At 29.5% G+C, this 22,977-nt stretch carries 16 protein-coding genes and 1 riboswitch; of the genes, 7 read left to right on the top strand and 9 right to left on the bottom strand.

The window, feature by feature from the left end:
- Positions 1–28: 28 nt before the first annotated feature.
- From CLPU_RS00835 to CLPU_RS00865, 7 genes are all read right to left on the bottom strand, one after another.
- The gene (locus CLPU_RS00835; RefSeq protein WP_235436082.1) at positions 29–1,492 is read right to left on the bottom strand and encodes a proton-conducting transporter transmembrane domain-containing protein; all 1,464 of its coding nucleotides are present in this window, start codon (positions 1,490–1,492) and stop codon (positions 29–31) included.
- Positions 1,493–2,178: 686 nt separating this feature from the next.
- Positions 2,179–5,610 carry a pyruvate carboxylase gene (locus CLPU_RS00840; protein WP_050353741.1) on the bottom strand — a complete coding sequence of 1,144 codons (3,432 nt, stop codon included), beginning with the start codon at positions 5,608–5,610 and terminating at the stop codon, positions 2,179–2,181.
- A gap of 32 nt (positions 5,611–5,642) precedes the next feature.
- A complete protein-coding gene (locus CLPU_RS00845; protein WP_050353742.1) occupies positions 5,643–6,890 on the bottom strand; it encodes a glutamate-5-semialdehyde dehydrogenase in 1,248 nt (415 codons plus the stop codon).
- Positions 6,891–6,957: 67 nt separating this feature from the next.
- Positions 6,958–7,761, bottom strand: coding sequence for a glutamate 5-kinase (proB, locus tag CLPU_RS00850; RefSeq protein ID WP_050353743.1), 804 nt, complete (start codon positions 7,759–7,761; stop codon positions 6,958–6,960).
- Positions 7,762–8,030: 269 nt separating this feature from the next.
- Positions 8,031–9,956: an aconitate hydratase gene (locus CLPU_RS00855; RefSeq protein ID WP_050353744.1), complete on the bottom strand. Its 1,926-nt coding sequence runs from the start codon at positions 9,954–9,956 to the stop codon at positions 8,031–8,033.
- A 24-nt stretch (positions 9,957–9,980) separates the two neighbouring features.
- Positions 9,981–11,333, bottom strand: a complete 1,353-nt coding sequence (locus tag CLPU_RS00860; protein WP_050353745.1) for a beta/alpha barrel domain-containing protein — start codon at positions 11,331–11,333, stop codon at positions 9,981–9,983.
- 389 nt (positions 11,334–11,722) lie between these two features.
- Positions 11,723–12,871, bottom strand: a complete 1,149-nt coding sequence (locus CLPU_RS00865; protein ID WP_082154011.1) for a M20 metallopeptidase family protein — start codon at positions 12,869–12,871, stop codon at positions 11,723–11,725.
- Between the two features lie 367 nt (positions 12,872–13,238).
- Positions 13,239–13,405, top strand: a riboswitch (Lysine riboswitch).
- Positions 13,406–13,510: 105 nt separating this feature from the next.
- Here CLPU_RS00865 and lysA point away from each other — a divergent pair.
- From lysA to dapD, 7 genes are all read left to right on the top strand, one after another.
- Positions 13,511–14,809 carry a diaminopimelate decarboxylase gene (lysA, locus tag CLPU_RS00870; RefSeq protein ID WP_050353746.1) on the top strand — a complete coding sequence of 433 codons (1,299 nt, stop codon included), beginning with the start codon at positions 13,511–13,513 and terminating at the stop codon, positions 14,807–14,809.
- Between the two features lie 30 nt (positions 14,810–14,839).
- Positions 14,840–16,045 carry an aspartate kinase gene (locus tag CLPU_RS00875; RefSeq protein WP_050353747.1) on the top strand — a complete coding sequence of 402 codons (1,206 nt, stop codon included), beginning with the start codon at positions 14,840–14,842 and terminating at the stop codon, positions 16,043–16,045.
- Between the two features lie 74 nt (positions 16,046–16,119).
- Positions 16,120–16,950, top strand: coding sequence for a diaminopimelate epimerase (gene dapF / locus CLPU_RS00880; RefSeq protein ID WP_050353748.1), 831 nt, complete (start codon positions 16,120–16,122; stop codon positions 16,948–16,950).
- Between the two features lie 36 nt (positions 16,951–16,986).
- Positions 16,987–17,967 carry an aspartate-semialdehyde dehydrogenase gene (locus tag CLPU_RS00885; RefSeq protein WP_050353749.1) on the top strand — a complete coding sequence of 327 codons (981 nt, stop codon included), beginning with the start codon at positions 16,987–16,989 and terminating at the stop codon, positions 17,965–17,967.
- Between the two features lie 95 nt (positions 17,968–18,062).
- Positions 18,063–18,941, top strand: coding sequence for a 4-hydroxy-tetrahydrodipicolinate synthase (dapA, locus tag CLPU_RS00890; protein ID WP_050353750.1), 879 nt, complete (start codon positions 18,063–18,065; stop codon positions 18,939–18,941).
- Between the two features lie 12 nt (positions 18,942–18,953).
- Positions 18,954–19,709, top strand: coding sequence for a 4-hydroxy-tetrahydrodipicolinate reductase (dapB, locus tag CLPU_RS00895; RefSeq protein WP_050353751.1), 756 nt, complete (start codon positions 18,954–18,956; stop codon positions 19,707–19,709).
- A gap of 36 nt (positions 19,710–19,745) precedes the next feature.
- Positions 19,746–20,471 carry a 2,3,4,5-tetrahydropyridine-2,6-dicarboxylate N-acetyltransferase gene (gene dapD / locus CLPU_RS00900; RefSeq protein WP_050353752.1) on the top strand — a complete coding sequence of 242 codons (726 nt, stop codon included), beginning with the start codon at positions 19,746–19,748 and terminating at the stop codon, positions 20,469–20,471.
- Positions 20,472–20,544: 73 nt separating this feature from the next.
- Here dapD and CLPU_RS00905 read toward each other — a convergent pair whose 3' ends face one another.
- Both CLPU_RS00905 and CLPU_RS00910 read right to left on the bottom strand, forming a co-directional pair.
- Positions 20,545–21,609: a serine hydrolase domain-containing protein gene (locus tag CLPU_RS00905; RefSeq protein WP_050353753.1), complete on the bottom strand. Its 1,065-nt coding sequence runs from the start codon at positions 21,607–21,609 to the stop codon at positions 20,545–20,547.
- A gap of 15 nt (positions 21,610–21,624) precedes the next feature.
- Positions 21,625–22,866, bottom strand: coding sequence for a M16 family metallopeptidase (locus tag CLPU_RS00910; protein WP_050353754.1), 1,242 nt, complete (start codon positions 22,864–22,866; stop codon positions 21,625–21,627).
- Positions 22,867–22,977: the final 111 nt, after the last annotated feature.

Consider the following 22,977-nt stretch of genomic DNA (forward strand, 5'->3'; position numbering starts at 1 on the left):
TCTCTAATCAAATTATTTTTCATATTATCTATACTATCCCTTTCACTATATCTTCTATAAATCCTAATATTATATTAGGAAACAATCCTAAAAATACAGCTATTCCAGTTAACATAACTATGGGTATCACTACTCTCATAGGTGCTTCCTTCACTTTTTCTACTTCATCAATTTTATCAATAGCTTTATTACTTTTTACAAAGAATGCTTTAACTATTATAGGTAATAGATATGTTGCAGTTAAAAAACCACTTATTAATATAATCCCTACAAAAAAAACTTTATTTCCAGCCAATCCTCCTAAGCCTAGATACCATTTACTAACAAATCCATTTGTAGGAGGTATTCCAACAAGTGATATTGCTGCTATACCAAAGCACCACATAGTTATAGGCATTTCTCTGCCTATTCCTTCAATCTCTTTAATGCTTTTTTTCCCTGTTTGATAATATATCACACCAACGCAAAAGAAAAGTATTATCTTTAATATAGCGTGATTTATTAAATGTAGAAGTCCACCTACTAGCGCTTTTTCATTTAACAAAACTATACCTAATAATATATATCCTAGTTGGCTAACAGTAGAGTATACTAATCTTTTCTTTAGATCATCATAGTGAAGTGCCAATAAAGATCCTAACAAAATAGTTATACCAATTAAGATACTTATATAGAAACTTCCATCTGTGTATTTTATAACCTCACTGCCAAAAATAAAGTAACTTATTCTAATAAGTGCAAAAACTCCTGTTTTTACTATAATTACTGCATCCAATATAGAACTAATAGGTGTAGGTGCTGAAATTATGTTTAAAATCCATGAATGAAAAGGTACTATTGCAGTTTTTACACCAAATCCTAGGAACATAATTAAAAACATAAATAATAACTTATTTTTACTATAAGAATATATATTATTAAAAACACCATATTCTATAAATTCTAGGTTTCTAGTTATGTTATATATCATAATCATACTAATAACGATAAATATTGATCCTAATATAGAATATATTAAGTATTTCTTACCACTTTCAAATGATTTTTTATCCTTCCTATGAGTTATTAACATAAAGGTAATTAAAGTTAACAATTCATAAAATACATAGAATGTAAAAAGATTACCAGAAAATGCTATGCCTATTGTTACTCCTAGAGTTATTGTTAGTAATATAAAGCATCTTTTTTCTCTACCTTCATGTGACATATACTCTATAGAGTAAAATGTAGAAAATGCACATAACACAGACACTAACATTGAAAATAATAATCCTAATTTATCAATTCTTAAATAAAAGTGAAAAAAATTATTAATCTTGAATAAATCAAGTTCCGTATTGTTCCCATACTTTAGAACTAATATAGAAAATAGTATGCTTATTAACGAAGAGATTGTTAGGAAAACGTTTCTTTTCTTTTTATTCTCATCTTTTAAAAAATATATAACTAATGAAGTAACTACCGGAAAAACAATCGGGAGTAGAATCATCATCCGCTCCAAATCACCACCACCTTGTTTTTTAGTTTATTAAGATAATATTTACGAATTATCTTGTTACATTACTTTTATAAGATTACATTAATTGAAAAAATATGATTATTTTATTAAGACGTGATTATTATTTGATGTTAATTTGTTTGTAATAATAGTTTTTGAATTATAGTTTTGGCAATCTTCTTATACATTATCCTTAATTTCTATTATTAGTTAACAAATTCTTCATTACTTTTAAGGTATCATATTTTTATTATATTTTGCAATATTTTTTTGAAGTATATTATTTTTTTATTAGCACCATTACATTTAAACAACATACTATATATTAGAAATAAAGCAACTTAATCTTAACTTAAACTATAAAATATTTTTAAAAAATATTTTATAAAAATCATTTAGTAAATTAAGAATTAGTTACAATTCATTATTTTTTCTATTAGTTGTGTTTATTAGATAATAATATAAGTCATGACTATGTAACTGTACTTAGTTGCTCTTTTGCAACCAAGTTATATACTAAATATTAAGGAGGAATAGGTATGAGTAAAGTAAAACAATCTGGTTGTGGTGGTATTGATAGTAGTTTACTATTCTTCTTTTTACTATTAGTTGTTTTATTCTGCAGCTGCTAAAAAGTACAAAAAAGGAGCCTTTTTAAAAAGGCTCCTTTACAATTTATATTATTTTAATCTTATTAATAATTCTCCTACATTTACATATTGACCTTCTTTAACCCTAATTACCTCTACTGTTCCATCTGTAGATGCTGCTATATTTGTTTCCATCTTCATAGCTTCAATTATAGCTACTGTTTGATTTTCTTTAACAGTATCTCCTTGATTTACTAATATCTTTGTAACAGTACCTGGAATGCTAGCTCCTACATGAAGTTTATTATCTGGGTCAGCTGTTTCAACTAATGCAGTTTCCTTACCTATATTATTACTAGCTTTATCTTTTATCTTTATTGCCCTTCTTGAGTCATTAACTTCAAAATATAAAGTTCTATTTCCTTCTTTATCTAATCTACCTATTTCAAGAAGTTTAATAATTAATATCTTACCTTCTTCAATCTCTACCTCACATGTTTCTCCTTCAGTTATACCATGGAAGTATACTGCACTTCCCATTCTACTAAAGTCTCCGTTTTCTTTGATATATTCTACATATTCTTCAAATACCTTAGGATATAATGCATATGCTAAAGCATCTTTAGTAGTTGGTTCTATTCCATGTTCTACTTTCAAATGTTCCTTAATTTTATCAAAGTCTTCTGGTTCTAGTAGTTCACCAGGTCTACAAGTTATAGGTTCTTCACCTTTTAATACAAGCTTTTGTAATTCTTCAGGGAATCCTCCTATAGGTTGCCCCATCATACCTTTAAAGTATGAAACTACTGAATCAGGGAAAGACATATCTTTAGCTTTTTCATATATATTTTCTGGAGTTAAATCATTTTGTACCATAAATATAGCCATATCCCCTACAACTTTAGATGAAGGAGTTACTTTTACTATATCTCCAAACATTTCATTTACTATTTTATACATTTCCTTAACATCTTCAAATCTATGGCCTAATCCAAAACTTTCAACTTGAGGTTTAAGATTCGAATATTGTCCACCAGGTATTTCATATTTATATATTTCAGCTGTACCTGATTTCAATTCTGATTCAAATTGCTCATAGATTGGTCTTACAGAACTCCAATAATCTGATATTTTTTGAAGATCATCTACATTTAATCCTGTACTTCTTCTTGTATTTTCTAAAGCAGCAACTACAGAGTTTAATGCTGGCTGACTTGTTAACCCTGACATACTATTAAATGCAGTATCTACTATATCTACTCCAGCTTCTGCAGCCATTAATATAGATGCAACCCCATTTCCACTAGTATCATGAGTATGGAAATGAACAGGTATTCCTATTTCTTCTTTTAAAGCTTTAACTAATTTAAATGCTGCATGTGGTTTCAATAATGATGACATATCTTTTATAGCAAGTATATGCGCGCCCATTTTTTCAATTTCTTTTGCAGTCTTTACGTAGTAATCTAGAGTATACTTATCTCTACTATCATCTAGTATATCTCCTGTATAACAAATACATGCTTCTGCAACTTTTCCTGACTTTAGTACTTCATCTATAGCTACTTCCATACCCTTTAACCAGTTCAATGAGTCAAATATTCTAAATACATCTATACCACTTTCAGATGATTGTTTTATAAATTCTCTTATAACATTATCTGGATAGTTTTTATATCCTACTCCATTAGCACCTCTGATAAGCATTTGGAATAATATATTAGGTATTTTCTTTCTAAGAAACTCTAATCTATCCCAAGGTGATTCTTTTAAGAATCTATAAGCAACATCAAATGTAGCTCCTCCCCACATCTCTAATGAAAATAAATCTTTGGCTAAGACAGATGTAGACTTCGCGATTTTAGTCATATCTACAGTTCTCATTCTAGTTGCCATTAACGATTGATGAGCATCTCTCATTGTAGTATCTGTTAGTAAAAGTCTCTTATTATTTTTAATCCATTCTACTAATCCATCTGGACCTTTTTCATCTAAGATTTGTTTTGTTCCGTATAAATTCTCAGGAACCTGTACTTTAGGAATTATAGGAACATCAAACTGTTTAATATTTCCTTTATTTTCATTTACAGCTTTTTCACCTATATATTTTAAAACTCTAAGTTCTATATCTTCTTTTGTAGTGAATTTAAATAACTCTGGATTTTCAGATATAAATCCTGTATCACATTTTCCTTCTCTAAATTCCTTATGATTTAATACATTTATTAAAAATGGAATGTTAGTTTTAACTCCTCTTATTTTTGTTTCTCTTAAAGATCTTTTAACTTTTCTTATTGCATCTTCAAAAGTTCTTCCATAGGATATCATCTTAACTAAAAGACTATCATAATAAGGCGTTATAACTGATCCTGTAAATCCATTACCTCCATCAAGTCTTACTCCTAGTCCTGATCCTGTTCTATATAAGTCTATCGTTCCTGTATCAGGTGCAAAATTATTTAAAGGATCCTCTGTAGTTACTCTACACTGAATGGAGTATCCACGTGGTTTAATATCATCTTGAGATTTTATTCCTATTTCATCAGAGTCAAGTCTACACCCTTGAGCTACTAGTATTTGATTTTGAACTAGGTCTATTCCTGTAACCATTTCTGTTATAGTATGTTCAACCTGAATTCTTGGATTCATCTCTATGAAATAGTGATTACCATGCATATCTAGTAAAAATTCTATTGTACCTGCATTTCTATAGTTAACAGCTTTGGCAATTTTTACAGCATCTGAACACATTGCTTGTCTTTGTTCTTCTGTTATAGATAATGCTGGTGTAAACTCTATAACTTTTTGATGTCTTCTTTGTATAGAACAATCTCTTTCAAATAAATGAACAATGTTTCCATGTTTATCTCCAAGAATTTGAACCTCAATGTGTTTAGGTTTTTCTATATATTTCTCTATAAAAACATCTTCTATACCAAAAGCCTTCTTAGCTTCATTTCTAGCGCTATGGAACTCAGATATAAGATCCTTTTCTTCTCTTACAATTCTCATACCTCTTCCGCCACCACCAGCTGAAGCTTTTAATATAACAGGATATCCACAGTGTCTTGCACTTTTAAAAGCTTCTTCTTCTGTTGTAACAGGTTTTTCTATACCAGGTATAGTTGGAACTCCAACGCTATTTGCAACTATTTTAGACTTTATTTTATCCCCTAATTTATCCATCATTTCATGAGTAGGCCCTATAAACTCGATACCTGCTTCTTCACATTTTCTTGCAAACTCAGTATTTTCCGATAAGAATCCATATCCTGGATGAATAGCATCAACACCCTTTTTAACAGCAAGTTTTATTATTTCATCAATGTTTAAATAAGCTTCAACAGGTCCTTTATTTTCTCCTATAAGATATGATTCATCCGCTTTTGTTCTAAACAAAGAATTCTTATCCTCATTTGAATATATAGCAACTGTTCTGATTCCTAATTCATTACATGCCCTAAATATTCTTATTGCGATTTCCCCTCTATTTGCAACTAAAATTCTCTTAAATTTTTTCATTCGATCTCCTCTCTTTCTATGGAAAAAATTGTTTAATTCCTGCTTTGACCATTACCATAAATTATATATTTTGTGGATGTTAATTCTTTTAGACCCATTGGTCCTCTTGCGTGAAGTTTTTGAGTACTTATACCTATTTCAGCCCCAAATCCAAACTCTGAACCGTCTGTAAATCTTGTAGATGCATTTACATATACTGCTGCTGAATCAACTTCATCTAAAAATCTTTGAGAATTAAAATAATTATTCGTTATAATTGCTTCTGAATGTTTTGTACTATACTCATTAATATGTTCAATAGCTTCATCTATTGAGTTAACTGTTTTTACAGCTATTATATAATCTAAATACTCCTCTTTCCAATCTTCTTCAGTAGCTTGTAATATTTCTGGAACTAATTTTCTGACAATTTCATCTCCACGAACTTCCACATTTTTTTCTTTTAAACTTTCATATATTGGCTTTATAGCTTTTTCAACTATATCTTTATGAATTAATAGTTTCTCTGCTGAATTACAAACTCCAGGTCTAGTTGTTTTTGCATTAGTTACAATAGATACTGCCATATCAATATCTGCATCATTATCAACGTATATATGACAATTACCAGCACCTGTCTCAATAACTGGTACAGTACTATTTTCTACAACAGATTTTATAAGTCCGGCTCCTCCTCTTGGTATAAGAACGTCTAAATATTTATTTAATTTCATTAATTCAATTGTTGATTCTCTACTAGTATCTTCTATTAATTGAACTGCATCTTTAGATATACCACATTCTTCTATAGCTTTCTGAATTATGCTTATTATTGCTCTATTTGAATTAATAGCCTCTTTACCACCTTTTAATATAACAGCATTTCCAGTTTTTAAACAAAGCCCAAATCCGTCTACTGTTACATTTGGTCTTGCTTCATATATTATACCAATTACACCTAATGGAACTCTTTTCTGTCCTATAACTAATCCATTAGCTCTCTTTTTCATTGATATTACTTCTCCTATAGGATCATCTAATAAGGCTATATCCTTCAACCCTTCGGCCATTGAATTTATACGATCTTCATTTAAAGCTAGTCTGTCTAATAAAGCACCTTTTATTCCTTTTTCTCTAGCTTCTTTTAGGTCTATTTCATTTGCTTTAATTATTTCTTCCTTATTATCTAAAATCGCATTAGAAGCTTTTATTAATGCTTCATTTTTTTCAATTGTAGATAATTTTGCTAAAGAATAACTTACTTTCTTTGCTTTTTCCCCCATAACAACTACACTGCTCATTTCTCCACCGCCTATATTAATTCAATTTTTTAAATACTATCATATTTTATACATATATATCAATACTTTATAAATTATTAGGAGCTAAAAATAAAGTTCCTATTTTTTCACCTTTTAGAATCTTATATATAATTTTAGGATCTTCACCATTTGCTATTATAGTATCTATTCCATATGTATATCCTATTCTAGCAGCTGATATCTTAGTAATCATTCCACCTGTCCCTAATTCCGATCCACTTCCTGATGCTATACTATCTATTTCAGAGTCAATTTCTTTTACAAGAGAAATAATTTCAGCAGAAGAGTCCATTCTAGGATCTGATGTAAATAATCCATCTATATCAGAAAGTAATATTAAAAGATCTGCTTGTACTAAAGCTGCTACCATAGCTGATAAAGTATCATTATCTCCAAATTGGATTTCAAATGTAGATATTGTATCATTTTCGTTTACAATAGGTATTATTCCCATTTCTAAAAGTGTATTAAATGTGTTTTGAGCATTTTCTTTTCTATCCTTATAATCCATTACATCTTTTGTAATAAGAATCTGAGAAACAACTTGATTATACTCTTCAAAGAATTTTTGATATATTTTCATTAACATTGTCTGACCAACAGATGCAGACGCTTGTTTTTGAGGCAGAGTCACTGATCGTCTTTGAAGTCCTAATTTCTGTACTCCGACTGCAATAGCTCCAGATGAAACTAAAATAACTTGTTTTCCTTGATTATTTAAATCTGATAATACCCTTGCAAGCTTCTCGATTCTATTTAAATTTAGTTTTCCATTTTCATGAGTTAATGTGGAAGTACCAACTTTAATTACTATTTTATTTGCGTCTGCAATCTTACTTCTAATATCCATTTTAATCTCCCTTTCAAGAATTGCATATTCAGCATATATAAATATAGATAACCAAGTTCATTTACGAACTTGCTTATCTATATCCTTTAGCTAAATTTACTTTAAATCTTTGTTTAGTTCTTTTACCCTATGAGTTTAGTTTCGAAATTATACCACATTTTTTAGGTATTCACACTAACTTCATGGTCAAAGCATTAATATTATACACTCAAATTTTATATTAATATATTTTCCTAGACAAATTTTAGCTTCTAATAAAATAATTTATTTTATTTAGCACTTAATTTTATCATATTTAGAAGTCCACCAGCTTCTAACATATTTCTCTGTCTATCAGTAATATCTAAAACTAAATTATATTCTTTATTTTTATTTATATTCTTAACAACTACTTTATCAGTTTTTATTTGATCTGTAGCATTTTCAATTACTAATTCATCTAAAACATCTATATCATCATAGTCATTCTCATTTTCAAATACTAAAGGTATAATACCATTATTAATTAAGTTTTGTCTGTGTATTCTAGCAAATGATTTCGCTATTACTGCTTTTATACCTAAATATAATGGTACTAACGCAGCATGTTCACGACTTGATCCTTGACCATAGTTAGACCCACCTACTATTATTCCGCCGCCAAGCTCTTTAGCTCTCTTTGGAAACTCTGGATCACAAGGTGCTAAACAATAGTCTGATAAATAAGGTATATTTGATCTAAATGGTAACAGTTTAGCATTTGATGGCATTATATGATCAGTAGTTATATTGTCTTCAACTTTTATTAAAACTTTTCCATTTACTTTATCTCCCAAAGAATCTCCTTTAGGGAATGGTTTTATATTTGGTCCTCTTACTACTTCAATATCGTTATTAGGTTCATCAGGATTAACAACTAAATTATCATTAATTAAGAACTTTTGTGGCATTGCTATATCAAAGCTTGTTATATGCTCACTTGGATCTTCTATATATCCTGTTATAGCTGAAACCGCCGCAACTTCAGGACTTACAAGGTAAACATCTGCTGAAACAGTCCCTGATCTTCCTTTGAAGTTTCTGTTAAATGTTCTTAATGAAACAGCATCTGTACTTGGTGCCTGACCCATACCTATACATGGACCACAACCGCATTCTAATATTCTTGCACCAGCTGAAACTAATTTAGCTAAAGCTCCGTTTTCTGCAAGCATATTTAATACTTGTTTTGATCCTGGAGAGATTACTAATGAAACATGTTCTGATACTGTTTTTCCATCTAGTATTTCTGCAACTTTCATCATATCCATATATGATGAGTTAGTACAACTTCCTATAGCAATTTGATTTACTTTTCTTCCTTTAACTTCAGACACTGGCACTACGTTATCAGGACTATGAGGACAAGCAACTAATGCCTCTAATTCATCAAGATTAATAATTATCTCTTCATCATATACTGCATCTTCATCAGCTTTTATTTCTGTGAAGTCTTCCTCTCTACCTTGAGCTTTTAAGAATTCATGAGTAACTTCATCTGATGGGAATATTGATGTAGTTGCTCCTAATTCAGCTCCCATGTTAGTTATTGTAGCTCTATCTGGCACTGTTAAATATTTTATTCCTTCTCCACAGTATTCAAATATTTTATTTACTCCACCTTTTACTGTACATCTTCTTAACACTTCTAATATTATGTCTTTTGCTGATACTCCTGGTTTTAATTTTCCTTTTAACTCAACTTTTACTATAGAAGGCATTGTTATATAGTATTCTCCACCAGCCATTGCTACTGCAACATCTAATCCACCAGCTCCTATAGCTAACATTCCTATTCCACCACCAGTTGGTGTATGACTATCAGAACCAACTAATGTTTGGCCTGGCACTCCAAATCGCTCTAAATGCACTTGATGGCATATTCCATTACCTGGTTTTGAAAAGTAAATTCCGTGCTTTTTAGCTACAGTTTGTATATATAAATGGTCATCAGCATTTTCTGGACCAGCTTGTAACATATTATGATCTATATAAGCAACTGATCTTTTAGTTTTAACTCTATCTACGTCCATAGCTTCAAATTGTAGATAAGCCATTGTTCCTGTTGAATCTTGAGTCAATGTTTGGTCTATTCTTAAGCCTATTTCTGTCCCTTTTATAAGTTCACCAGTCACTAAATGATTTTTTATAATCTTTTGTGCTACTGTAAGTTTCATCTATAATCCCCTCCTAAAGTATGTCTATATTACAGCTTGTTCATCATCTTTTTCTTCTAATAAGTTTGTAATATATTTTAATGTGATACTTTCTAACTCATCATTTCTTATTACAGTAGTTCTTCCATTTTCATATTGCTCATCAACCCATTTCTTTATAGGAAGTATTCTACTATCTTTTTTATTTAATTTGTTTGAACCTTTAAGTTTGAAATATCCATTTATCCATGCTGCAATCCCAGCTACACCTGAATATTCATTAACTGCTACTAAGGCTGGTCTATTTAGTATCTTGGATGTATCAAATGCATTATAGATTTCTTCGTTTTTTAATAATCCATCTGCATGTATACCTGCTCTTGTCACATTAAATTCACTTCCAACAAAAGGTGTACGTTGTGGTACTTCGTAATCAAGTTCTTTTTTGAAATAGTCTGCTATTTCAGTTATTATAGTAAGATCCATATCCTTAGTACTACCTTTTAATTGGCCATACTCAACTACCATGGCTTCTAATGGACAGTTTCCTGTTCTTTCTCCAATACCAAACAAAGTAGTATTAACAGAAGCTGATCCATATAACCATGAAGTCGCTGAATTAGTAACTACTGAATAAAAATCATTGTGTCCATGCCACTCTATAGAGTCTGAAGGTACTCCTGCATATTTTCTAAGGCCATGAATAATAGCAGGTACACTTCTAGGTAGTTCTACCCCATTATAAGGAACTCCTAGTCCTAAAGTATCACATGCTCTAATCTTAACTTGAAGTCCTGATTTTTCTGATAATTCCATAAGTTTTTGAACAAAAGGAACTACAAATCCAAAGAAATCTGCTCTTGTTATATCTTCAAGATGGCATCTAGGTATTATTCCATTTTCTAAAGCATTCTCAGCTATTGACAAATATGCATTCATCGCTTGTTCTCTATTCATCTTTAATTTATCAAAAATATGATAATCTGAACAAGACATTAGCATTCCTGTTTCTTTAATACCCATTTCTTTTACTAATTGTAAATCCTCTTTTTTAGCTCTTATCCAAGATGTTATTTGCGGAAATTCGTATCCTCTCTTCATACATTCTTCAACAGCTTTTCTATCCTTTTCTGTATATAAGAAAAATTCCGTTTGTCTTATTATTCCTGACCCATTATCAAGCTTATGAAGATAGTCGTATATAGTAGCTATTTGATCAACTGTAAATGAAGACATTGATTGCTGACCATCTCTGAAAGTAGTGTCAGTAATCCATATTTTTTCAGGTAAATCCATAGGCACTAATACATTATTAAAAACTGTTTTTGGAATCTCTGAATAAGGAAATGTTTCTTTAAATAAGTTTGGTTGTGTCATACCAAGTCCGTTATCTTTCATAAAATTAGCCCTCCCCGTAAATATTTTCTTGAATTTCATAATATCTCAAAAGATAATGCAAGATTTATTTTTATTCATTCAAGTATTCATATTAAGTTAAAATACTATCTGCATAAAAATGTTTTTAAACTAATATTTAATTATTTTCTTTAAATTCAGACTTTTATATTTCGCTCAAGTTTTTTGCTTATTTAAAAAATTAATAACCCATGTCTTATTTTAAACTTTGCATGCGTTATTTGATTTATAAATATGCTTTTATTTAATTTTTTGTATTAAAATATAATCGTATTTTATCATAATATTATATAAATAACAAGAAAAAAATGCAAGTTTTAAAAAATAACTTGCATTTTTTCTTACTTAATATTATTTCTACTTATTATTTTCTATATAATTCCTAATTTATTAGCAATTTTTATATATGTTTTTACACCATGACCTAGCACTTCGTCACTAAAGTTAAACTTACAATGATGAAGAGGATATATATAGTTTAATTTTTCATTTCTTGATCCTAACATAAAGAAAAAGCCAGGTATTTCTTGTTGATAGTAAGAAAAGTCTTCAGCTATCATCATAGGTTTTAATATATGAATTTCATCCTCATCCAAAGCTTCCTTCATTATATTAAATAAATCATAATCATTATTCACTGCAGGATACATATCAATTACATTAGTAGTTATTTTCACTCCAAACATTTTTTCAATTCCACTATTTATTTCTTGTATTCTAGACTTTATAGTATTATATACTTCTGGTCTATAAGCTCTTATAGTTCCTTCTATTTTAACTTCTTCTGCTATCACATTTTTTGCTTCCCCACCATTTATCTTACCTATAGTTAAAACTGCTCCTTCTATAGGTTCTATATTTCTACTTACTATACTCTGGTAAGAACTTATAAGTTGGCTTGTAACATATATAGTATCTATACTAGTATGAGGCATAGCCCCGTGTCCACCTTTTCCTTCAATTAATATTTCTATTTCACCACACTGAGCCATTATAGGACCATAGTTAATTCCTATTTTTCCCTCTTCAATATCTGGTAATATATGAAGTCCAAATATAGATTCCACATTATACTTTTTCAATATACCTTCTTTAACTATTACTTCTGCTCCTCCTGGTCCCTCTTCCGCTGGCTGAAATATTAACACTATATCTCTTTTTATACTTGGAAGACTAGCTATAAAAGTAGCAAATCCTAGTAGTATAGACATATGCCCATCATGACCACAAGCATGCATATGATTTTCTTCTTTAGAGGCAAATGGCAATCCTGTCTCCTCTTTTACTCTAAGTCCATCTATATCAGATCTAAAAGCTATAGCTTTTTCACTAGAAGTACCCTTTTTAAATGCAACTATACCTGTACCTGCAACTACCTCTAATTCAAATCCTAAAGATTCTAATCTTTCTTTTATATATTTTGAAGTTTTAACTTCTTGAAATCCCAACTCAGGTATTTGATGAAGATACTTTCTCATATCTACAACTTCGTTCTTTATACTATCTATCAATTCAAACATTATAATACCCCCATAAAAGTCATATACTTAATTCATAATATATTATATATAATATTCTTACCATATATCAAAGTAATTTATTTTGTAAATATTTTATATAAAAGTTTTACTCTATCTTTCTTAGGTAAGTCTTAAAATATATTAAAAGTAGAATCTGCTATTATATTATTAATCTATTTATAAAAGCCATATTTTTAATACCCCTATACTCTTATTTTAAAATAACATATTCAAAGTGATAAGCATATAATTTTGTCATAAAATAAAATATTTTTAGAATATTTGTACTTCTATTTAATATTTTTATTGACAATACCTTTTTTATTTGTTAGGATATTGAAAAACAATGAAATATTTTAATAAAGCGATGTGTTAAAGAGGCCGCGGTTGTAAATAGTACTTTTACATAAGGAAAGGTGCAATCGCCGAAATACATAATGACTTAAAAAGTCTTGTGTGTTGGGACTATGCTGAATAAGTATAGTACTGTCAACAGAAATTTGCCCAATTTTCTGTTGGAGCACTTTCACATTGTGGGCGAAAGGACTTTGCATAACTATATGCATACAACAGCTAAGAGACCTTTTGCTCTTAGCTGTTTTTTTATTACACATTTTGAGAAAGTGGTGAAATAAAATCATGAAATTATTTGGTACAATGAAAGTTGATAACAATGGTATTTTAGAAATTGGTGGATGTAGCGTTCTAGATTTAAAAAGAGAATTTGGTACACCATTATATGTTATAGATGAAAATTTAGTAAGAAACACTTGTAGAGTTTTTAAAAATAATTTTTCACTGGATGGATTAAATACAGAAGTAATATACGCATCGAAAGCTTTTTTAAATATTGCAATGTGTAAACTTATAAATGAGGAAGGCTTAAGTATTGATGTTGTATCTGGTGGTGAACTTTATACAGCCTTAAAAGCTAATTTCCCTCCTGCAAGAATGTATATGCATGGTAACAATAAAACAGTACAAGAATTAACTTTAGCAGTAGAGTCAGGTGTAGGAAGAATCATAGTTGACAATAATCACGAAATTGATTTGTTAGAAGATATATGTAGATCGTTAAACAAAACTATGACAGTTTTACTAAGAATTAATCCCGGTATTGAAGCACATACACATGAATATATTCAGACTACTAAACATGATTCTAAATTTGGTGAATCTATATACAGTGACGAAATCTTAAATATAGTAAATAGATTATCTAATAGTAATTATCTAGACTTTAAAGGATTTCATTGTCACATTGGATCTCAAATATTTGAAGAAGAATCATTTTTCTTGGGAGCTTCTGCTATGATTGAATTTGCAGCTAAAATTAAAGATGAATGCAACTTTACTGTAGAAGAACTAAATTTAGGTGGAGGCTTTGGAGTTTATTACTCAAATGAAGATAAACCCATGAATTTAGAAAAGTTTTTAAAAGAACTTGCTATTCTAGTTAAATCGAAATCTAAAGATCTAGGACTAGAATCTCCTAAGTTTATGATAGAGCCAGGAAGATCAATAATTTCAAATGCTGGAACTACTCTATATGAAGTAGGAAGTACTAAGTCAACTTATGGAGGTAAAAACTATATCTTTATAGATGGCGGAATGACTGATAATCCACGTCCTGCTTTATATTCTGCAAAATACGAAGGTGCTATTGCAAATAAAATGAATAAAGAAAATGAAGTAAATTACACAATAGCAGGTAAATGTTGTGAATCTGGAGATATGATAATAAAAGATATTAAGCTTCCTAAGACTGAGTCTGGAGATATTGTTGCTGTCTTTAGTACAGGTGCTTATAACTATAGTATGGCAAGTAACTATAATAGACTTCCAAAACCACCAGTTTTATTTGTAAAGGATGGAAAGGCTAGAATAGTTGTAAAAAGAGAAACTTATGAAGATATTATAAGAAATGATGTATTCTAAAATGTACCTATATATAAAGGAGGACTTGAAGTGAGTACTGTAGTTCAAAAATATGGTGGCTCTTCTGTAGCAACCGTAGAAAAAATGAAAGAAATAGCAAAAAGACTAATTGCTCGAAAAGAAAAAGGCGATGATGTAGTCGTTGTAGTTTCTGCTATGGGCAAAACAACGAATGGTTTAATAGAAATGACAAAAGAAATTTCTTCTAATCCATGTAAAAGAGAAATGGATATGCTTTTATCAACTGGAGAACAAATATCTATTTCCTTACTTTCTATGATTTTAAAAGAATTCGGTTATGAATCTATATCTTTAACTGGATTTCAAGCAGGAATAAAAACAGAAGGTTCTCATACCAAGAATATTATACAAGATATAGATATTGAAAGAGTAAAAACTCACTTAAACGATGGTAAAATTGTTGTAGTTGCAGGATTTCAAGGTATAAATGAATCTGGAGATATAACTACTTTAGGTAGAGGTGGTTCAGATACTACAGCAGTTGCTATAGCAGCAAAACTTGGATGTTCATGTGAAATATATACAGATGTGGATGGAATATATGGTATAGATCCTAGAGTATATCCTGCTGCTAAAAAATTAGACTTTATAAGCTACGAAGAAATGATGGAAATGGCAAGTCTAGGTGCTAAAGTTATGGAAACAAGATCTGTTGAAATAGGTCATAAATATAATGTACCTATATATGTAGGATTAAATACTGGAAATGTAAAAGGAACTTATATAAAGGAGTATGATGACACTATGGAACAAAATTTGATTACGGGACTTACAGCTACTGATAATGTTTTAATGGTTACTTTAAATAACATACCTTATAATTCAAACAATATATCTAAAATATTCTGTAGATTAGCAGATGAAAATGTAAATATCGATATGATAAGCCAGACTTCTCCTTCTACTAAATATGTAAATGTTTCATTTACAACTTGCAAAGATGATGAGCCTAATATTGATAGAATAGTTAATGAACTAAAAAAAGATATGACTGAAATTGAGTATCTAAAAGAAAGTGATGTAACAAAAGTATCTGTAGTTGGTACAGGTATGAGAAATCAATCTGGTGTAGCAGCTAAAATATTTAAATTATTCTCAGACAATAATATAGAATTTAAGCAAGTCACTACATCTGAAATAAGCATATCATATACTATAAAGACAACTGATAAAGATAGAACTATAAGCACATTAGCTAAAGAATTAAATTTATAGTATTATACGAATGTACCTACTTACCTTAATGATGTATAATAGTTAATGTATAATTTAATTTTGGAGGAAGTTTTATGCTCAACTTTGAAAAGTTACAAGGCACAGGCAATGATTTTATAATCTTTAATGCCATCAAAGATAAGATACCTACTTATAGTGATTTAGCTATAAAAGTATGTGATAGGCACTTTGGAATAGGTGCTGATGGAATGATAATCGTAGATGAATCGGATATAGCTGATATAAAAATGATTTTTTATAATGCTGATGGTTCTGAAGCTCCAATGTGTGGAAATGGTATAAGATGCTTTGCTAAATACGTTTATGATAATAAAATAATTACGAAAACCTCTTTTAGTGTAGAAACTCTAGGAGGTATAATGAAACCTGAATTAGTAATATCTAATAACGAAGTGACTCATGTTAAAGTAAATATGGGGAGTCCTATATTTTCAACTACTGATTTTCCTATAAACACCACAGAAAAGGACTTTATAAATAAAGACTTAGAAATAGATGGTGTAAAATATAAAATTTCTTCCTTAATGATTGGAACTATTCATACTGTTATTAAGGTAAATAATCTGGAAGAAACAGAAGTAGAAAGAATAGGCCCACTAATAGAAAAACATCCTCTTTTCCCTCTTAAAACAAATGTTAATTTCTTTGAAATTGTTGATGAGGAAAATATAAACTTAAAAACTTGGGAAAGAGGTGCTGGATTGACTCTTGCTTGTGGCACTGGCGCTACAGCTACTGCAATAATAAGTTCTATCCTTTATAATACAACTAAAACTGTTAATATACATATTGATGGCGGGACTTTAAAGATAGAACAAACTGAAAATGATGTATACATGACAGGCCCAGCTAAGTCCATATGTAAGGGAGTATACAACTTTTAATAATAAAATAAATATTAATCTAAGAGGTGATTTATAATGAAAAAAGTTAATTTAGCTATAGTTGGTGCTACAGGAATGGTTGGTAATACATTTTTAAAGGTATTAGAAGAAAGAGATTTTCCTATAGAAAATTTATATCTTTTTGCTTCTGCTAAATCAAGTGGTTCTAAAGTGATTTTTAAAGGTACAGAATACACTGTTGAGGAATTAACAGAAAGTTCTTTTGATAGAGATATAGACATAGCATTATTCTCTGCTGGAGGAGATATAAGTAAAAAGTTTGCTCCAATAGCAAAAGAAAAAGGAGTTACAGTTGTAGACAATAGTAGTGCTTGGAGAATGGATAAAGATGTCCCACTAGTTGTACCTGAGGTAAATCCTGAAGATATTAGCTGGAATAATGGAATTATTGCTAATCCAAACTGTTCTACTATCCAAGTAGTTGTTCCATTAAAAGCGTTACATGAAGCTTTTAAAATAAAAAGAATAGTATATTCTACTTATCAAGCTGTTTCTGGTTCAGGAGTTAAAGGAATAGCTGATTTAGAGAATGGTACAACAAACAACTATCCTCATCCAATATCTTTTAACTGTCTTCCTCATATAGACTCATTCTTAGATAATGGATACACTAAAGAAGAAATTAAAATGATTGAAGAAACTAAGAAAATATTAAATGATTATGATTTAAAAATAACAGCTACAACTGTTAGAGTTCCTGTTAAAAATAGCCATGCTGTTTCAGTTAACCTAGAGTTCGAAAAACCATTTGAATTATCGGATGTATATGAAGTTCTAAAAAATGCTAAAGGTGTTATAGTTCAAGACGATCCTCAAAATACAGTATATCCAATGCAGATTACTGCTGACGGACATGATGAAGTTTTCGTTGGAAGAGTTAGAAGAGACTTTAGTATTGAAAATGGTTTAAACCTTTGGGTAGTTGCAGATAACATAAGAAAAGGAGCTGCTACTAACACTGTTCAAATAGCTGAATTACTAGTAAGTAAAATGTAACCTTTGTGTATTCTATAGTGTATTATAATTAAATGAACATTTTTTATTCTTTATGATTTTAGTTAGAAAATCTAAATATTTTGGGAGGTTTTATAATGAAACTATTTGAAGGTTCTGGTGTAGCTATTGTAACTCCTTTTTCTGATAAAGGTATAGACTTTAATAAGCTATCTGAATTAATAGAGTTTCATATAGAAAATCAGACAGATGCGATAATAATCTGTGGAACTACTGGTGAATCTTCTACAATGTCAGATGCAGAAAGAAGAGAAGCTATAAAATTTACAATAGAGAAAGTTAATGGTCGTATCCCTGTTATAGCTGGTACTGGAAGTAATAATACTAGTTATTCTATTGAACTTAGTAAATATGCTGAAGAGGTTGGTGCTGATGGATTATTAGTAGTAACTCCTTACTACAATAAGACTTCACAAAAAGGATTAAAAGAACATTTCTTAGCAATTGCTGATAGTGTAAATACACCTATTATATTATATAACGTACCTGGAAGAACAAGCGTAAATATATTACCTAAAACTGTAGCTGAACTTTCAAGTCATAAAAACATTAAAGCTATAAAAGAAGCTAGTGGAGATTTAAGTCAAGTTACTGAAATTGCTAGATTATGTCCTAAAGACTTTTATATATACTCTGGAAATGATGACATAGTAGTACCTACATTATCTGTAGGAGGTAAAGGAGTTATATCTGTTGTAGCAAATATTTTACCAAAAGAAACTCATGATATGGTTACAGCTTACTTAAACGGTGAAGTTGATAAGGCAAGAGAACTTCAATTAAAACTTAAAAACCTTGTAGACTGCTTATTCATAGAGCCTAACCCTATTCCTGTTAAAACAGCTATGAATCTAATGGGTATGCAAGTAGGTAGTTTAAGACTTCCTTTAACCTCAATGTCTGAAAGTAATCTTGAAATACTGTCTAACAGCATGAAAGACTATGGTTTATTATAAGGAGGTAATGTAATGTTAAAGTTAATCCTTTGTGGTTGTAATGGAAAGATGGGTCAAGTCATTACCCAAGTAGTAGATGAAAATAATAATTTTGAAATAGTTGCAGGAATAGACACATGGCTGGGTATAGATAACAAGTATCCAGTATATGAGGACATAAACAAGTTTTCTGGAGAAGCTGATGCTATAATTGATTTTTCTAATCCTGCCTCTCTTCCAAGCTTACTAAAATACTCTACTGAAAAGAAAGTCCCATTAGTAATTGCTTCAACAGGATACTCTAATGAGGAAATTGAAAGTATTAAAGAAGCTTCAAAAAATGTTCCTATACTATATTCAGGAAATATGTCTTTAGGAATAAATATTTTGATTAATTTAGTAAAAAAAGCTGCTTCAGCTTTAGAAGGGTTCGATATTGAAATAATTGAGAAGCATCATAATAAAAAAATAGATGCTCCAAGTGGTACAGCTTATATGATAGCTAATGCTATAAATGAAGAACTTAATAATTCTAAAAACTTTACATTTGGTAGAGAAGGAAACGATTCAAAAAGACAACCAGATGAAATAGGAATCCATGCTGTAAGAGGTGGAACTATAGTAGGTGAACATTCAGTTATATTTGCAGGACTAGATGAAATAGTTGAAATAAAGCATACAGCAATGTCTAAAAGAATCTTCGCTGTTGGTTCCGTAAATGCAGCAAAATTTATAGCTGATAAATCTCCTGGACTGTATAGTATGGATGACTTATTTAATGAAAATTAAAATCTATTAACTAATCTTTAAGGAGGTAATAAACAAATGAGTACAGAAATTAAACAACCTAATCTTAATGACCCTTATGAAATTGCAAAATTTATTAAAGAAGCTGAGAAGTCTACTCCAGTTAAACTTTTCGTTAAAGGAAGCTTAGAAGGTATAGATTTTTCAGGACTTAAAGTTTTCGGAGAAGGAAATTCGAGAATAGCTTTTGGTGAAAGTGACATTGTATCAAAACTTCTTGAAGGAAATAAAGATAAAATAGAAGATTTCCACATTGAATTCGACAGAAGAAATTCTGCAATCCCTCTTATAGATTCAAGAAATATAAAAGCAAGAATTGAGCCTGGAGCTATTATAAGAGATAGAGTTGTTATAGGTGAAAATGCTGTTATAATGATGGGCGCTGTTGTTAATATAGGTGCTGAAATTGGCGAAAACACTATGATTGATATGAATGCTGTTGTTGGTGCCAGAGGTACTATAGGTAAAAATGCTCATATTGGAGCAGGTGCAGTAGTTGCTGGTGTATTAGAACCACCTAGTAAAACTCCTGTTATAATTGAAGATGATGTACTTGTAGGAGCTAATGCAGTTATATTAGAAGGTGTTAGAGTTGGTAAAGGAGCTGTTGTTGCTGCTGGTTCAATTGTAACTCAAGATGTTCCTGCCAATTCAGTTGTTGCTGGTTCTCCTGCAAAGGTTATAAAAGAAAAAGATGAAAAAACTGCTGAAAAAACTAAATTATTAGATGATCTTAGAAAATAATACTTAATATAAAAAAGAAGCTATTTAAAATAGCTTCTTTTTTTAATATATTAAAATCTTTCTTTATCTTTAATTAATTTTTATTACTGGCAGTTATAGATCTTCTTTTAAAGGCTGGAATTATATACTTATATATAATGTATCCTGGATCTTTATTCTCCTTTATATTATTGCTTTCACAAGTGAATACCACTACCAATTCATTATTTGGATCACACATTATATAATGTCCTCCATATCCTAATGCAAAGAATAAATTAGAATCTTTTCTCTCCTTAGTCCACCAATGATATCCATAGTTCCCTATTCCATCTACCTTAACTTGTGATTTAGTAGATTCTTTAATCCAATCTTGAGATATAACTTGTTTATCCTTCCACTTTCCATCATTTAGATACAGTAGTCCCAACCTTGCCATATCTCTTGACTTTAGCATAAGTCCAAATCCACCTATATTTATTCCTTGAGGATCTTTACTCCATTGTTCTTTATTAGTCCATTGTATACTTCTTAAGCTATAAGTCTTATTTATTTTATTCACAGTATTTATCTCATCTATTCCTATTTCTCTGAATAAATATTTGTTAGCAAACTCTTCTGTTTTCATCCCACTAGCGATAGTAATAATATTAGACAGTATATGAGAAACTCCACTATTATATTGAAATACACCTATTTTTTCTTTATCAATAGGTACATTTAAAATAAATTCTATCCAGTTATTACTTTCATACATATTTTCAAGTAAAGGTTCATTTATATTATGACTTCCCCACTCAAATCCAGCAGTCATAGTAAGCAAATGTCGTATAGTTAAACTCTCATCTATATTATGTCTTGGGAAATAATCTATAATCCTCTCATTAATACCTTTTATAAATCCTTTGTCTATAACTATTCCTATTAAAGAAGATATTATACTCTTAGTTACAGAGTTTATAATATTTAAAGTATCTTTGTTACACCCATTGTAATAATCCTCTATTATTAAATATCCATCTTTTATTAATAAAAAGCTATTTATATTTTCTAGTTTCTTAACTTCATCCATAGCTAGTTTTATCTTTTCAAAATCTATATCAATTTCTTCTAATTGTTTTTTATCCCATTGACTTGTAGGAAAGTACTTCTCCCTCATTATAAATGGCTCCCTTTATTTATTTAATAATATATGAATTGTAGGTTCAGTAAAAACTTTTCTTGCTACTTCATATATTTTATCTCTTTCAATATGATTTAAGATATTTAAGTCATCTACAAAAGCATCAATTTTTTTATCTGTTAAACCCTGATGCAAAACATAGTTACACAATGAATCTGTATCTTCTAATATAGATGCTATTCCTGTTTTCATAACTTTTTTCATCAAAACTATATTTTTCTCATCTATGTTAATTTTATTTGTAATTATATTTTCTATACAATCTTCAATTATTCTTTTAGCTTCCCATATATCATCTTCACTAAGAGATGTATAGATATATAAAGTTTTTACATTGTCTGTGGCATCTAATTCAGAATATATCTCATAAGTCATTCCTTTTTCTTCTCTTAATGTTCTGAACAAAATCGAATTAGGACTTTCTCCTAATTTATAATTCAATATTTCTAAAGCTATTTCTTCTTCTCTAGATAAGTTATAGAATGTATATAAATATATCAAAGTACTTTGCTCTATATCTTTTTTGTATGAGATTTTTTCTGTACATATATTCTTTTCAATTATAATATCTTTTTTCGGTATCTCTCTTCTTTCCCAGTTACTAAAGTATCTTTCTATCATATTTTTTACTTCATCATGTTCATAAGAAGATATGACACTTATCACACAATTATTTGGAATATAGTAAGCATTATAAAACTCTAATAGTTGTTTTCTATCAAACTTTTTAATTCTTCTTTCAGTTCCAGCAATATCATATTTTAAAAAGCTCTTTTTAAAAGCTATATCATTTACTTTACTATAACTGTATTGTTCTACATCATCCATGCCATTTTTTATTTCTGACAGTATAACACTTCTTTCTTTTTCAATTTCTTCTTTAGGAAATGTAGAATTAATTATCATATCAGACAATGTTTCTGTAGATTTTTCTAATTCTTCCGCCAAAGCTGTTATACTAAAAACAGTAGTTGTATAAGTAGTATATGCATTGTATGATCCTCCACGATCTTCTAAAGCCTGATTTATTTCTTCGTTATTTTTATGTTTCGTACCCTTAAACAGCATATGTTCTATAAAGTGGCTTATACCTTTTTCATTTAAATTCTCATTTATAGATCCGACTTTAAGTCCGACTTGTATAGATGATATTTTAGTGTCCTTCTTTATTGTTATAAGTTTAAGTCCATTTTCAAATATATGCTCTTTTGCATCAAAGTATTGTTTATTCATATTTTTGCTCCTACATAATTTTAGTCATTCTTATTCATTATATATTAACCAATAGGAAAAGGAAACACATGTATCTACAATTACTTTTTTAACTAAAAAACTTTAGTAACT

Origin of the sequence: Gottschalkia purinilytica (genome assembly GCF_001190785.1) — a bacterium.
In the GTDB taxonomy this organism is placed as follows: Bacteria; Bacillota; Clostridia; order Tissierellales; family Gottschalkiaceae; genus Gottschalkia_A; species Gottschalkia_A purinilytica.

Coding starts and splice junctions, on each gene's coding strand:
- CLPU_RS00885 (WP_050353749.1), top strand. CDS start 16,987: ATGAAAAAAGTTAATTTAGCTATAGTTGGTGCTACAGGAATGGTTGGT.
- proB (WP_050353743.1), bottom strand. CDS start 7,761: ATGGATATTAGAAGTAAGATTGCAGACGCAAATAAAATAGTAATTAAA.
- CLPU_RS00845 (WP_050353742.1), bottom strand. CDS start 6,890: ATGAGCAGTGTAGTTGTTATGGGGGAAAAAGCAAAGAAAGTAAGTTAT.
- dapD (WP_050353752.1), top strand. CDS start 19,746: ATGAGTACAGAAATTAAACAACCTAATCTTAATGACCCTTATGAAATT.
- dapB (WP_050353751.1), top strand. CDS start 18,954: ATGTTAAAGTTAATCCTTTGTGGTTGTAATGGAAAGATGGGTCAAGTC.
- CLPU_RS00905 (WP_050353753.1), bottom strand. CDS start 21,609: ATGAGGGAGAAGTACTTTCCTACAAGTCAATGGGATAAAAAACAATTA.
- CLPU_RS00865 (WP_082154011.1), bottom strand. CDS start 12,871: ATGTTTGAATTGATAGATAGTATAAAGAACGAAGTTGTAGATATGAGA.
- CLPU_RS00835 (WP_235436082.1), bottom strand. CDS start 1,492: ATGATGATTCTACTCCCGATTGTTTTTCCGGTAGTTACTTCATTAGTT.
- dapF (WP_050353748.1), top strand. CDS start 16,120: ATGCTCAACTTTGAAAAGTTACAAGGCACAGGCAATGATTTTATAATC.
- CLPU_RS00860 (WP_050353745.1), bottom strand. CDS start 11,333: ATGAAAGATAACGGACTTGGTATGACACAACCAAACTTATTTAAAGAA.
- CLPU_RS00855 (WP_050353744.1), bottom strand. CDS start 9,956: ATGAAACTTACAGTAGCACAAAAGATTATAAAAAATCATTTAGTGACT.
- CLPU_RS00840 (WP_050353741.1), bottom strand. CDS start 5,610: ATGAAAAAATTTAAGAGAATTTTAGTTGCAAATAGAGGGGAAATCGCA.
- lysA (WP_050353746.1), top strand. CDS start 13,511: ATGAAATTATTTGGTACAATGAAAGTTGATAACAATGGTATTTTAGAA.
- CLPU_RS00910 (WP_050353754.1), bottom strand. CDS start 22,866: ATGAATAAACAATACTTTGATGCAAAAGAGCATATATTTGAAAATGGA.
- dapA (WP_050353750.1), top strand. CDS start 18,063: ATGAAACTATTTGAAGGTTCTGGTGTAGCTATTGTAACTCCTTTTTCT.